Source organism: Ruminococcus sp. CAG:330, from assembly GCF_000437175.1.
GTDB lineage: Bacteria > Bacillota > Clostridia > Oscillospirales > Ruminococcaceae > Ruminococcus_C.
The window spans coordinates 1-13,621 of record NZ_FR897985.1; the positions used below are offsets into that span (position 1 = coordinate 1).

General features: G+C 55.7%; 9 protein-coding genes. All 9 read right to left on the reverse strand.

The window, feature by feature from the left end; genetic code table 11:
• Positions 1 to 101 precede the first annotated feature (101 nt).
• The 9 genes from QZL66_RS00790 to QZL66_RS00830 all read right to left on the reverse strand — a co-directional run bounded on the left by QZL66_RS00790 (position 102) and on the right by QZL66_RS00830 (position 13,341).
• Complete coding sequence (locus QZL66_RS00790) at positions 102 to 1,931, reverse strand: hypothetical protein (RefSeq protein ID WP_022409869.1); 1,830 nt, start codon at positions 1,929 to 1,931, stop codon at positions 102 to 104.
• Entirely contained in the window at positions 1,928 to 3,496 is a 1,569-nt protein-coding gene (locus tag QZL66_RS00795) for an NAD(P)/FAD-dependent oxidoreductase (RefSeq protein ID WP_022409870.1), read from the reverse strand. Before QZL66_RS00795 ends, QZL66_RS00790 begins: the two co-directional genes overlap by 4 nt.
• A gap of 57 nt (positions 3,497 to 3,553) precedes the next feature.
• A complete protein-coding gene (locus QZL66_RS00800; RefSeq protein ID WP_022409871.1) occupies positions 3,554 to 4,045 on the reverse strand; it encodes an S-ribosylhomocysteine lyase in 492 nt (163 codons plus the stop codon).
• A 184-nt stretch (positions 4,046 to 4,229) separates the two neighbouring features.
• The gene (ftsH, locus tag QZL66_RS00805; RefSeq protein ID WP_022409872.1) at positions 4,230 to 6,173 is read right to left on the reverse strand and encodes an ATP-dependent zinc metalloprotease FtsH; all 1,944 of its coding nucleotides are present in this window, start codon (positions 6,171 to 6,173) and stop codon (positions 4,230 to 4,232) included.
• A 28-nt stretch (positions 6,174 to 6,201) separates the two neighbouring features.
• A complete protein-coding gene (gene tilS / locus QZL66_RS00810) occupies positions 6,202 to 7,581 on the reverse strand; it encodes a tRNA lysidine(34) synthetase TilS (RefSeq protein ID WP_022409873.1) in 1,380 nt (459 codons plus the stop codon).
• Positions 7,571 to 8,920 (reverse strand): replicative DNA helicase, encoded by a 1,350-nt coding sequence (gene dnaB / locus QZL66_RS00815; protein WP_022409874.1) that lies wholly within the window; start codon positions 8,918 to 8,920, stop codon positions 7,571 to 7,573. Before dnaB ends, tilS begins: the two co-directional genes overlap by 11 nt.
• Before the next feature lie 85 nt (positions 8,921 to 9,005).
• Positions 9,006 to 9,452: a 50S ribosomal protein L9 gene (gene rplI / locus QZL66_RS00820; RefSeq protein ID WP_022409875.1), complete on the reverse strand. Its 447-nt coding sequence runs from the start codon at positions 9,450 to 9,452 to the stop codon at positions 9,006 to 9,008.
• Positions 9,453 to 9,458: 6 nt separating this feature from the next.
• Entirely contained in the window at positions 9,459 to 11,426 is a 1,968-nt protein-coding gene (locus QZL66_RS00825; RefSeq protein ID WP_022409876.1) for a DHH family phosphoesterase, read from the reverse strand.
• A 55-nt stretch (positions 11,427 to 11,481) separates the two neighbouring features.
• Positions 11,482 to 13,341 (reverse strand): ribonuclease J, encoded by a 1,860-nt coding sequence (locus tag QZL66_RS00830; protein ID WP_022409877.1) that lies wholly within the window; start codon positions 13,339 to 13,341, stop codon positions 11,482 to 11,484.
• Positions 13,342 to 13,621: the final 280 nt, after the last annotated feature.

The following is a 13,621-nucleotide window of genomic DNA, read 5'->3' on the forward strand; positions in this document are numbered from 1 at the left end:
CACATATATTTCTTGTGAAGACAGGTTCTTATTTTTCATCCGGCAGCAAAAAGGACTGCTCCCATGCGGGAACAGTCCTCTGATGATACGTCTTGCGGTTCTCAGAAAATATTCTGATCGAATACCAGGACGTGATAGGTTGCATTGTTGCTGTCCTGAATCTCCAGGGTGCGGGACGCGGTTGTCAGCAGTGCATTTGCGCTCTGCGTCATGGAGTCGAACTCGCCCTGCGTCAGCAGCAGGAAGTAGTTGTCCTGTCCCTCCTGCGCCTTGTACCAGCTGCGCTCCGTCTGATAGTAGTACGGTGTCACCTCGCCGGTATCGCTTACCGATACGCTGCGCACCAGCACATCTGAGTTGGAGATGACGGTCATAGCGTTGGCGTACCAGAATGTCGCATAGCCGTAGTTCAGCCCCTCGTCCTCCAGAAAATCCACCAATTCATACTTGGCGTTTTTCTTGTAGCTGTCACGGGGCATCTGGAACACGGTCACGGTGTTCAGCGCACAAACCAGCGCCATGGGAATCAACAGAATGCCGGACAGGCGCATCATGGGTGTGCGGTCGTGGATTGCCCACTGGAGGAATGCCAGCGAGATCACCATAGAGGTACCGACCACCGGACTCAGCCGCCAGTTGGCAGCGGAGAGCAGACCGCAGATATAGCCCACCATGACCAGTGCCGTCGAAGCCCAGTGCGACCAGATCAGAATCCGCATCTTGTGCCCGTGTGCACCCTGATACTTGGGGTAGCAGACGGTTGCAGCAATGGGGAGCACGATCAGGAGAATGCCCACCATCATTCGCAGCAGGTTCTTGATGCTGTCCGCCTCCATCATGTTTTTACCGGCGATGTCCTCCACGCCCAGCAGAGTCAGCCATGCCAGCGGGAACTTCTGCGCATTGGCAAGCCATTCGGACTGTGCCACATAGTTGGAGTAAGCACCCTCATAGCCGGCAACGATATCGCCAGCCCAGAACGCATTCAGCTTCATGCCAAGGAAGAGCATCACTGCCAGCGCTACCAGCAGTCCGCACGTCCAGCGATTCCGCTTGGCGAGCAGCTTGGTCTTGGAGTCCATCAGGCGCTCCAGGAAGATACCAGCCATAAACGGCAGCGCAAAAATGGAGATTGCCGAAATGCCGTCGGTGCAGGTGAGCATAAAGAAGAGCAGCAGCACAGCAAGAGTCACCCACTGGTGAATTCGCACTTTCTTGATGTCACCGCCGGCCGTTTCCAGTTCTTTCCGTTTCGCCGTCAGATTGCTCAGACGGAACAGCAGGAACATTCCGATAAACAGGAACAGAATGCTCAAGCTATAGTAGATCGTGTGATCCCAGAAGATCTCCCGCAGCTTTTTGCTGGAGTTGAGCAGCAGCAGGAGAATGGTTGCGCCGTAGCAAGTCCAGCGGTAATTCCAGCCCAGTTCATGCACCATGAGGCAGAAAAATCCGGTAAACAGACCGAGGAACATCAGCATGCCCAGCGTCTGCGTGGTCATGGACAGTCCAAACAGCGGCATAAAGAGCTGCATCAGCAGACTCGTGCCGAACGGCAGCAGACAGGCATAGTCAAAGTCCTCGTTCAGCATGTGTCCGCTGTCGTGGGATGCCTTTGCCCAGTAGATGGTATCCGTGCAGTCCGAGTGAAACTCGCCCTTGCTGCCGAACACAATATAGTGCACGACCACCGTCACTGCCACCAGGAGCAGCAGGATCGGCAGCACTGCACTGATAATATGACCGATTTTTTTCCACGGAATGGATTTCAGTCCTGTTACAGCAGGCTTTTCCGCCGGCTGCCGGGCTGTCTCCGCAGCAGGAGATTTCTGCTCTGCCAGACGGTCAGATTCCGGCGCAGTGTCCTCCGCCGGTTCCTGTTCCGGCTGGGACTGCTCCTGTTCCAATTCCTGATTCTGATCTTCCATCATGACTCTTTCTTTTCCTCGTGGTATTCCTTTTCGGTGTTTACATTCCAAACGTTCTTCTTATCGGTCTTGCCGGCACAGATGTTGTCCACAGCCTCGAACGCCGTTGCCATGGAGTGATCCATATTGTTGTAGCGGTGCTGACCGTTTCTGCCGATGCAGAACAGGTTCTCGAACCGGTTCAGATAGGCGATCAGATCGTCGATCTGCGCATAGGTGTCGAAATATGCCGGATATGCCTTCCTGATGCGCTCCCGATGGGAATCCTTGACATCCGACGGCGAAGAGATGACACCCATGGAAACCAGTTCCTTGACGGCAAAGTTGATGCACTCCTGATCGGACATATTCCAGAACTTGTCGCCCTCGGCACAGAAATACTCCAGACCGATCCAGACGGTGTGCTCCGGATCCTGTACCATGTACGGCGACCAGTTGTTGAAGATCTGGATACGTCCCAGCTTAACACCCACATCCTGCACATAGATCCAGCAGTCCGGAACAATGTTGCCCAGTGTGGGGATATCAGTTTCGTTTTTCAGGTTCAGCTTGTCCAGCAGCAGACCAACGGTGACGAAATCACGGTACGGCAGACCAGCGGCAATCTTTGCCATCTCTGCCGGCACATCGTTCATTCCGGCAACCAGATCCTTTACCGGCATGGAGGACAGGAAAATATCGCCCTCGATGGTCTCCGGCTTGCCGTCCTTCTCGTAGGTCAGGCTCAGCACCTTGCCCTTGGCATCGGTGTGAATCTGTGTCACCTTGCTGTGCATCTGGATGGTACCGCCCATCTTTCTGACTTCCTCGGCAGCAGTTTCCCACAGCTGACCGGGGCCGTACTTCGGGTAGTAGAACTCCTCGATCAGCGAAGTCTCCACGTGCTTCTGATCCTTTTTCTTCGGGCCGATCTTGGAGAACATATCTTTCAGCACGGCACGAATGGACAGACCCTTGACACGCTGCGAGCCCCAGTCTGCGGAGATCTCCCGGGGATGTCTGCCCCAGAGCTTTTCGGTGTAGCCCTCAAAGAACATGGAGTACAGCTTTCTGCCGAACCGGTTGATATAGAAGTTTTCCAGCGAATCCTCCGGCAGCTTGTGCACGCTTGCTTTCAGGTAGCTGCATCCGGCAGCGATGGTAGTTGCAGCACCCATATTCTTGATGGTCTGGGGCTTCATGGTAACCGGATAATCGAAGAACTTCCGCTTATAGTAGATACGGGAAACACGGCGGCGCACCAGCATGACACGATCGGTCTCTGCCGGATCGGGGCCGTCTTTTGCCAGCTTCTTTTCCCGATGCAGTTTGATGTCATCAAAGGACGGCTTGCCCTGACGGGGCATGATGTCCTGCCACCACTGCATCACACGGTCGTCCTTGGAGAAGAACCGGTGTCCGCCGATGTCCATGCGGTTTCCGCCGTGGCGCACGGTCTGAGAGATACCGCCGATCACGCCGGTCTCCTCCAGAATCGTCACCTGATACTCCTTTGCATCTCTCTTCAGCAATTCAAAGGCAGCGGTCAGACCAGCCGGACCTGCGCCAATGATTACAATTTTTTTCATAACTGTTCCTCCTGTTGTGATGTTTTCTCAAATATCGTTTTCTCCGGAAAACGGCGATTACTCTGCATGGGGCTGAAGTACTTCTGCCGGATAGGGGAGCTGCTCTGCTGTCCAGTTTTGCATCACCGGCAGCATCTCCCGTGCGATCTGCTTTGCGCCCTCCAGATCATGGGCAAGATAATTGCCGCACTCCCACCGCTTTCCGCCGGGAATCTCTCCGGTGAAGCCGATGACGAACTGCAGCGTTTCCTGTACCAGACGAATGGCATCTGCACCGGACAGGGTATCCCGTGTCAAAAAATAAAAGCCGGTGCGGCATCCCATGGGGCCAACGTAGATGATCTGATCCGAAGCGGGGGTATTCCGTACATAGGTTGCAAACAGATGTTCCAAGGTATGCAGCGCAAAATCCTCCAGATAATCCCCCTCCGCATTGTTTGGCAGCTTCATCCGGATGTCGTATGTGATGACATCCCCGTCCACACGGGAAATATACATGCCACGCTTCAGAAAATCATGATTGATGGTAAAACTGGTAATCTGTTTCATGCCGATGCTCCTTCATACAAATATCCCTTTTATTATATCAAAATTTCATGGATATGTCAACCCCTTTTTGCAACATGCCGCCCCCCCGAAAAAAACTCGAAAATCGACGGAATTTCCGCACAAAACCGGATTTTCCGCAAAAAGAAGAAACCGGATTTTTTGTGAAATCCGATTTCTTTTTTGGTTATTCTGCCGATGCCGGAGCATCCGGTGTTTCGTTTTCCGATGGTGCGGATTCCTGCTGCTGCGGTGCGGGATCCTCCGCCACAGCGGACGATTCCTCCAGCATTGCCGGATCCATCTCGCCGCGCATCAGCTTCGCAAAATCGTCCCGCTCGATCTTCTCGTGAATCATCAGGTACTTTGCCAGCAGATGCAGCTGGTCGGTGTGTTCCCGCAGAATGGATTCTGCCTTGCCGTATGCCGTTTCAATGATGGAGCGAACCTCATCGTCGATCTCTCCGGCCACACGGTCGGAGTAATCCCGGGAGGAGCCCAGATCCCGTCCCAGAAAGACCTCGCTCTGGTCGTTGCCGTAAACCACCGGTCCCAGCTTTTTGCTGAAGCCATAGCGTGTCACCATGCTACGTGCTGTAGAAGTCGCACGCTCCAGGTCGTTGGAAGCACCGGTGGAGATATCGTCCAGAATCAGCTGCTCTGCCACACGTCCGCCCAGCAGCGTGATGATGTTTTCCTCCATCTCCCGTTTGCTGACGAAGCTCTTATCCTGTTCCGGCAGGGACATGGTATAGCCGCCTGCCATACCACGGGGGATGATGGAAACCTGATGCACCTGATCCTGATGGTCACAGTAGTAGGTACAAACGGCGTGGCCGGATTCGTGGTATGCCGTCAGGCGCTTCTCCTCCGGTGTCACCTTGTGGGACTTCTTTTCCGGTCCGGCGATCACCTTGATGGTCGCCTCCTGAATCTCCTCCATGGTGATTGCCCTTTTATTCTTCCGTGCTGCCAGCAGACACGCCTCGTTGACCAGATTTTCCAGATCTGCGCCGGTGAAGCCGACGGTAGACTTGGCGATGGTGGAAAGATCCACATCCGGTCCGATGTTTTTGCTCTTGGTGTGCACCTTCAGGATGGCTTCCCGTCCCTTGACATCCGGATAGCCCACCACGATCTGCCGGTCGAACCGTCCCGGACGCATCAGCGCAGGGTCGAGAATATCCCGGCGGTTGGTGGCTGCGATGACAATGACGTTATCCTTGCCGGTGAAGCCGTCCATCTCTACCAGCAGCTGGTTCAGGGTCTGTTCCCGTTCATCATGTCCGCCGCCGATGCCGGTGCCACGGTGGCGGCCTACGGCGTCAATCTCATCGATGAAGATAATGGAGGGCGCATTTTTCTTTGCCTGTTCGAACAGGTCACGGACACGGGAGGCACCCACGCCCACGAACATCTCCACGAAATCCGAACCGGAGATGGAGAAGAACGGACAGCCTGCCTCGCCGGCAACGGCTCTCGCCAGCAGGGTCTTACCGGTTCCGGGAGGGCCCATGAGCAGAACGCCTTTCGGGATGCGTGCGCCGATCTCGCTGTACTTCCGCGGATTTTTCAGGAAGTCAACGATCTCCTCCAGCTCGTGCTTCTCCTCGTCGGCACCTGCCACATCGGCAAACGTCGCCTTTCGGGTGTTCATCTGGTTCTTGATGTTCGCCTTTCCGAAGGAGGTGTACTTGCCGCCGCCGTTTGCCTGCCGCATCATAAAGATAAACAGCACGACCATCATCACGATCAGCAGCAGCGTGGGGATGAGAGTCAGCAGCCACGACGAATCCGTCACCTTATAATAGTCCTGCTTCAGCGGTGTCTGGTTTCTGGTGTTGTACTCCTGCCGATAGTCCTCGGTATCCTGTAAAAACAGGCTGACGTTGGGGACATCGTAGGTGATCTTCTCCCCGTCCTTCAGCACCATTTTCAGTTCTCCGGAGCCGAGATCCAAGGTGTATTCCTTGACGTTGTAGTCATCGAAATACTGGATGATCTCCGAATACTGCGGCCCTTTGGAATCGCCTTTCAGCTGCGGCAGGAAAAAGACCAGCGCCACGATCACCAGTACCGCAATAATCAGATACGTGCCAATTCCACGGCCTTGCCCTTTTTTCGGTGTCAAATGCGTTCACTCCATTCTGTTCTGTGTCTCAAGCATCGCTGCCCGTCTCCGGTATCACCCGCACCACGAGCAGCCGCCTGGTAGTTTCATCCGGGCGCACCCGTTCGGCGATACCGATATACTCGGCATAAATCGTCCCCTCATCATCGGCGATGGTGTGCAGGGTGCTCCGGCGTTCTGACGGGACACACTCCTGAATCAGTTTTTTCAGAGAGGAGGTGAACGTCCTGCCGGCACGCTGCATGCGGTCGCCATATTTTCGGGGGCACAAACAGGTGCTACCCTTTATTTTATCATAATCGAAACAGTTGTTTGCAAATTTTTTATGAACATTTTCGATTCCTCCGAAATTTTTGACGGACAGCAGCATGGCATCCAGCGAATATCCGGCATAAAGCCGATTTCGTCCCAGGTGCAGCGGGACAGGCGCTTTGGATTCGCTGTGATGCGGCGGCAGATACACCAGCCGCAGACAGTCTTCATCCGCCTCCGCATAGAGATGATCGTTCAAAGAACGCCTGCCGCTTCCATTTTTCGCCAGTGTCAGAAGGCGCTCCAGCAGTTCCCCGCAGCAAGGCACGCCGTGCTCTTGCAGCAGCATCGCCAGACAGCGCATCCAGTCCGATTCCGTCTGAATGCCGCCGGTTCGAAGCAGGACGTTCTTGGAAATGTGACAGCTGCGGTACAGCGCCTCTGCACGGGCAGTGAGCAGCGCATCGTCCCGCCGCAGCGCCCGAAGTTCCCGTGAAACGGTCTGCTCTATGCTGGGATTCAGCTGTTTCAGCACCGGAACGATCTGATGCCGGATGCGGTTTCTGGTATAGAGGTCGGAGGCGTTGGTGCTGTCCGTCACATAAGACTGCCCCAGCTGCGCCAGATACGCCTCCGCCTGTTCCCGTGTGACCTGCAAAAGCGGCCGGATCCCCCTGCCGTTTCGTGGCGGAATGGCGGTCAGCCCATGCAGACTGCACCCACGCACCAGCCGGTGCAGCATAGTTTCCAGATTGTCGGAGGCAGTGTGTGCCGTTGCGATCCAAGACGCACGTTCCAGCTCCTGTTCAAACGCCCGATAGCGGCAGTCACGGGCGGCAAGCTCCAGCGACTGCTTCCGTTCCTGCGCCAGCTTCGGCACATCAAAGGTGTACACTGCCAGCGGAACGCCCAGCGCACGGCAGAGTTCCCGGCAGAACTGCTCGTCCCCGTCGCTCTCCGCCCCGCGAATCTGATGGTTGACGTGGACGGCGCTCACCTGAATGCCAAGGGTCTGCCGCAGTTCCAGCAGGCAGCGCAGTAAACAAACACTGTCCGCACCGCCGGAGAGGGCGCAGCAGACCGTGTTCCCCGCCGAGATCCAACCGTAGGGCTCCAAATCCCACAGCACCTGCTGCGGCAGCGACTCATCCTTCATCGTTCATCTCCGCATTGGAGAAGCGTGTGAACTGACCGTCCCATATCAGCTTGATCGTGCCGATTCCGCCGTGGCGGTTCTTGGCGACAATGCACTCGGAGACATTGGGCGTCTGGCTCTCCTTATTATAATAGGCATCCCGATAGAGAAACATGACGATATCCGCATCCTGCTCGATGGAGCCGGATTCACGCAGGTCTGACATCATCGGACGCTTGTCGTTTCGTCCTTCCGGTCCTCGGGAAAGCTGGGAGAGCACGACCACCGGCACATCCAGTTCCTTTGCCATGATCTTCAGCTGCCGGGTGATTTCGGTGACAATGGTCACACGGTTGTCCGTCCGCAGGGTGGAGCTCATCAGCTGGAGGTAGTCGATGACCACCAGTCCCAGATTTTTCAGCCGGCGGAGCTTCGCCTTGATCTGCTGCACGGTGATGCTTGCAGTGTCGTCAATGTACATTTGCAGTCCGCTGAGGACACCGGCACCCGATGCCAGACGCACCCAGTCCTCACTGGTGAGCATGCCGTTTCGCAGCTTCTGGGAGTCCACCAGCGACTCGGTGGAGAGCATCCGGCTGGCAAGCTCCTCCTTGGACATTTCCAGCGAGAATACCGCTACCTCCTTGTCGCTGCGCCGTGCCACATTGGTGGCGATGTTCAGCGCAAAGGAGGTCTTTCCCATACCCGGACGGGCTGCGATCAGAATCAGCTCGGATTTGTTCAGACCGGAAATGGTGGTGTCCAGATACTTGAAGCCGGTCTTGGCGCCCAGATACTTTTCCCGATCCGGCCCTGCCATTTTGCCGATATGGTCGTATGCCTCACAGACGGCATCGCCGATCTTGGTCAGTCCCCGCACATCCTTGCCCTGCCGGATGTCGAAAATACGCTGTTCTGCCGCATCCATCAGTGCCTGCGCACTCTGTTCGCCGGACTGGATGTCCTGCAAAATGCCCCGTGCGGTGAGTGCCAGACAGCGGATGTAGTACTTCTCCGCCACAATGCGGCAGTAGCTGTCCACATTCTCCAGCGACGGCACGGAATTGACCAGCGCCGCCAGATACTTTCTGCCCTCCGCTGCCGTTTCGAAGATGCCACGTTCTACGGCAGCATTCAGAACGGTAATGATATCCGCCTTTTCACCGGAGGTGAACATCTGCAAGATGATCTGGAACAGTGCCCGGTGCTGCTCGTTGAAAAAGCTCTCCGCTTTGACAAACTCCAGCACGGTAGAAAGCATCGTGGAATCCGTCAACACGGCACCCAGAATGGTCTGTTCCGCCTCCAGACTATACGGCATCTCTGCGGACTCATTGGAAACATAGGGTGTTTCAGCCATAAAAATCCCTCCTACTTATATAGAACAAAACATGCGGGACGCAAAAACACGTACCCGCACGTTCTCCTCTGCACGCAAAAGCGGCTCAGTCCTCTTCCACCTCAACGGTCACCTTGACAGAAATTCCAGCGTACAGCCGAATCTCTGCCTCATAAGTTCCGAAGTTCTTGATGTCTGTTTTCAGGCTGATCTTCTTCTTGTCGATCTTGCAGTCATACTGGGCTGCGATGCACTCGGCGATCTGTGCAGCCGTTACCGCACCAAACAGTCTTCCGCCATTGCCAGCTTTTGCCACGGCATGTACGGTCTTGCCCTTGAGCTTGTCGGCAATTTCCTGTGCGTGCTGCTTCTCCACATCGATCTTGTGGGCAGCCGAGGACTGTCTGCCGGAGAGCTCCGACAGATTCTTTGCCGTTGCCTCAATTGCCAGCCCTTTTTTCAGCAGCATGTTGCGGGCATAGCCGTCTGCCACATTCTTTACCTCGCCCTTTTTCCCAGAGCCTTTGACATCCTGTACAAAAATAACCTTCATGTTCTCTCATCCTTTCTGCATTTCCTGTGCTTCCAGCGTCATCAGCAGGCGTTCCTTTGCCTCCTGAATGGTACAGTCCGGCAGCTGCGCCGCCGCCATGGTCTGGTGACCGCCGCCGCCCAGCTGTTCCATAATGACCTGCACATTGACGTTGCCCATGGAGCGTGCCGAAATGCTCACGCCCTTTTCCGCCAGGTAGATGACGAAGGAGGCCTCTACGCCCTGAATGCTGAGCAGTTCGTCTGCCGCCTGCGATGCCAGTACCCGCACATCCGGCTGGGAGATTTTCACCACCGAGATGGCGTTGTTCTTATACAGCTCCGCATGGGACACGATCTGGGAACGCATGGAATACATGGAAATGGTATTGGAAAACAGCGACTTTACCTCAATGGTATCGGCGCCGATCTTCCGCAGATATGCCGCCGCCTCAAAGGTGCGCACGCCGGTTCGCATGACGAAATTTTTGGTGTCCAGCATAATGCCGGACAGCAATGCGTCCGCATAGGCGGCAGAAATTTCTGTATCCAAACGAAAATACTGGACGATCTCCGTCACCATCTCCGAAGCCGAGGAGGCGTACGGTTCGTGGTGGAAAATCACCGCATTTTCGATAAAGTTGACGTTTTTCCGGTGGTGGTCGATGACAATGACATAGCGTGCCGCCTGATACAGCTCCGCACTCTCCAAGATATCCTTGTTGTGCGTGTCTACGATAATCAGCAGGCTGTTGTCCGTGATCTGCCCCAGCGCCTCCCGTGGTTCCATGAACCTCGGGCCGTCCTCGAACTGCTCCATCCGGTCGATGAGCTGCGTTGCCAGACAGCTCTGGCGGCTGACCACCACATATGCCGGCTTGCGCATCAGGCGCACTGCGCCGGCGAGTCCGCAGGCAGAGCCAATGGAATCCAGATCGCCGAACCGGTGTCCCATGAGAAAGACCTGATCGGAATTCTCAATGAGTTCCTGCATGGCGAGAGCAATGGAGCGGATCTTGGTTTTGGACTTCTTTTCCACGCCTTTGGAAGCGCCGCCAAAGAAGCAGAAGCCGTTTTCCGTCTTGACTGCCGCCTGATCACCGCCCCGCCCCAGCGCCATATCCAGGGACTGCCGTGCAAACTTTTCACTCTCCGCCAGCGAAGAAGCGCCGTCTCCCACGCCAATGGAAAACGTGATGTGCATGCGGTCGTTGACCCGAATCTGCCGTGCCTCGTCCAGCACGTGGAACCGGTTGTTCATGATCTGGTGGAGATGGCGGGATTCCATGACCGCATAGAACAGGTCGTTTTCCACCTTGCGGATCACGCCGTCCGTCCCCTGCATAAAGCGCTCCAGCACACGCTCCACCTCGGCGGAAACCTGTGCCTTTTCGCTCTCTCTGGCGTATTGCAGCAGGTCGTCGTAGCTGTCGATGACCAGAAGCATGACGCAGGGACGGGAATTGGTGTTCTCGTTTTGCAGCCGGAGAATGTCTGTGATCTCCGTGAACTGCACTGCCACCACTTCCCGCTGATTCTGAACGCTGGAGGTGGCGTGCACCCGATAGCTCAGCCCGTTGTGCTCCATCAGCAGATCACGGCTGTGATCCAGTGCTGCCAGATTCAGATGGATGACATCCTGCACATACTGTCCCAGCACATTGCGGTTGGGGGTAAAGCGCATGCGGAACGTCTCGTTATACCAGAGAATCTCGCCGCTGTGCGCAGCCAGAAGCACCGGTGCTGTCATATGCTGCAGCGCCGTCATTCCGGCTGCCTCGATCTCTCCGTGAAAGTTCTCCATGTGCTGCCGTTCCGACCGCCGCAGAAATACCCACTGGAACAAAACCGCCAGACTCAGCAGCATCGTCACCAGAAGCAGCAGCGTCATCCACCGTCTGGGGATGCTTTTCAGCGCTGAATAGAGCAGCGGAATCAGAATGCTCGCAAACCAGAGAATCCATGTGGCAATCAGCAGACCGTATTTTTGTTTCATGCTGCATCCTCCTTGAACCATGATGCAGGCAGACTGCATGCGTGCGTGTCCGCCGTTATACTTCCATGATAATCGGGAGAATCATCGGGCTGCGCTTGGTCTTTTCGTAGATATAATCCGACAGCACATCCCGCAGCTTTGTTTTCAGCGTTCCCCATTCCTTAAAGTCATGCGACGAGCAGTTGTCCAGAACCCGAACCAGCACACGCCGTGACTCTTCGATCAGTTCCTCCGACTCCCGCACGTAAACGAATCCTCTTGAAATAATATCCGGTCCGGAAACCAGCGAATTGGTTGCCCGCTCAATACCGATGACAACGATGATCAAACCGTCCTGCGCCAGATGCTTCCGGTCACGGAGCACGATGGAGCCGACATCGCCAACACCCAGTCCGTCTACCATGACACGGCCAGCCGGCACCTGCGATACAATGCGCATGTTCTGTCCGTCGGTTTCGATGACATCGCCGATGCTGGCGATCAGAATCCGATCCTCCGGCATGCCCATGGACTTGGCAAGCTCCGCATGCTTCACCAGATGCTTATATTCGCCGTGCACCGGCAGGAAGAAGCGGGGCTTGGTCAGTGCCTGAATCAGCTTCAGCTCCTCCTGACAAGCGTGGCCGGAAACGTGCACCTCGTACATGGACTCGTAGATGACCTCTGCGCCGGAGCGCATCAGCTCATTGACCACACGGGTGACAAACTTTTCGTTGCCCGGAATCGGCTTTGCCGAGATGATGATAAAGTCGTTGGGGGTGATGGTCACCTTTTTGTGTCCGTTCATCGCCATTCTGGTCAGTGCGGACATGGGCTCACCCTGACTGCCGGTGGTAATCAGAACGATCTTCTCGTCGGGATACCGGTTCATCTCCTCAATGTCGATGATCATGCCCTTGGGCACAGTGAGGTAGCCCAATTCTATTGCCGTATTGATGACGTGAATCATACTGCGGCCAAAGACGGCGACCTTTCTGCCGTAGTGCTCCGCCTGATCGATGATCTGCTGCACACGGTGGACGTTGGAGGAGAATGTGGCGATGATGATGCGCCGTCCCTCTGCCCGCTTGAACAGCTTGTCGAACGAACCGCCGACGGTACGTTCCGAACAGGTGAAACCGCTTCTCTCGGCGTTGGTGGAATCTGCCATCAGTGCCAGAACGCCGCGGCTGCCCAGTTCGCCGAACCGTGCGAGGTCGATGATCTCGCCGTCAATGGGAGTGTAATCCACCTTGAAGTCGCCGGTGTGCACGATGATGCCCGCCGGCGTGTGGATTGCCATGCCCACTGCACCGGGAATGGAGTGGTTCACCTTGATGAATTCCACCGCCATGCATCCCATTTTCACGGTCTTTCTCGGCTCGATCTCAATGAGTTTTGCCTGCTTGAGGATGCCGTGCTCCTCCAGCTTGCCGCGAATCAGACCCAGCGTCATCCGTGTGCCGTATACCGGCACATTGACCTTCTTCAGCAGATATGCCAGACCGCCGATGTGATCCTCGTGTCCGTGGGTGATGACGATACCGCGCACCTTGTCCTTGTTGCCCTCCACATAGGTGAAATCCGGCAGAACGATGTCAACGCCCGGCATGTCGGCATCCGGAAACGCCATACCGCAGTCCAGAATGAACATATCATTACTGCACTCGAACACGGTCATGTTCTTGCCGATCTCGTTCAGACCGCCCAGCGGAATGATACGCACCGGTGTGCGGCGGTTGTTTTCCCGTTTGCCGCCGCTGCGCGGTGCGGACTGGGGCGCAGCTCCACCATTGCTGTTATTGTGATGCGAGCCGTGCCGGCGGGAGGAGGGTCTATGCTCTCCGCCCTGAGAACGGGTCCGTCCGCTGTAATTTCTCTTTCTGGGCTGGGAATTATTGCGGGATTCCCGTCCCTGTTCCTTTTCTGTAGCCAATCAAGTATCCTCACTTTCTATTGGCTGGCTGGGCAGCATACAGCAGCATTCCGGCACTGCCAGAGGGCAGCGCTGATCTTCATCATTTTTCTGGTGCGATCGCAGCGGCTTTTCCAAGCGCATGGGTACGATCTTTGTCCTCCATTGCCCAAGCCGTCTTGTTCCACAACATATGCCCAGTTCCAGCGATTCTTCACATTCCCCACCGATTCCAAGCGCACCCTACCACAGGGTCACACCGTTCTAAACCGCATGGAGAAATTCATCTTAGAGTTTGTTC

Excerpts from the sequence above, each read along its gene's own strand:
- QZL66_RS00800 (WP_022409871.1), bottom strand. The coding sequence starts at position 4,045 with ATGAAACAGATTACCAGTTTTACCATCAATCATGATTTTCTGAAGCGT.
- tilS (WP_022409873.1), bottom strand. The coding sequence starts at position 7,581 with ATGAAGGATGAGTCGCTGCCGCAGCAGGTGCTGTGGGATTTGGAGCCC.
- QZL66_RS00790 (WP_022409869.1), bottom strand. The coding sequence starts at position 1,931 with ATGATGGAAGATCAGAATCAGGAATTGGAACAGGAGCAGTCCCAGCCG.
- rplI (WP_022409875.1), bottom strand. The coding sequence starts at position 9,452 with ATGAAGGTTATTTTTGTACAGGATGTCAAAGGCTCTGGGAAAAAGGGC.
- QZL66_RS00795 (WP_022409870.1), bottom strand. The coding sequence starts at position 3,496 with ATGAAAAAAATTGTAATCATTGGCGCAGGTCCGGCTGGTCTGACCGCT.
- QZL66_RS00825 (WP_022409876.1), bottom strand. The coding sequence starts at position 11,426 with ATGAAACAAAAATACGGTCTGCTGATTGCCACATGGATTCTCTGGTTT.
- dnaB (WP_022409874.1), bottom strand. The coding sequence starts at position 8,920 with ATGGCTGAAACACCCTATGTTTCCAATGAGTCCGCAGAGATGCCGTAT.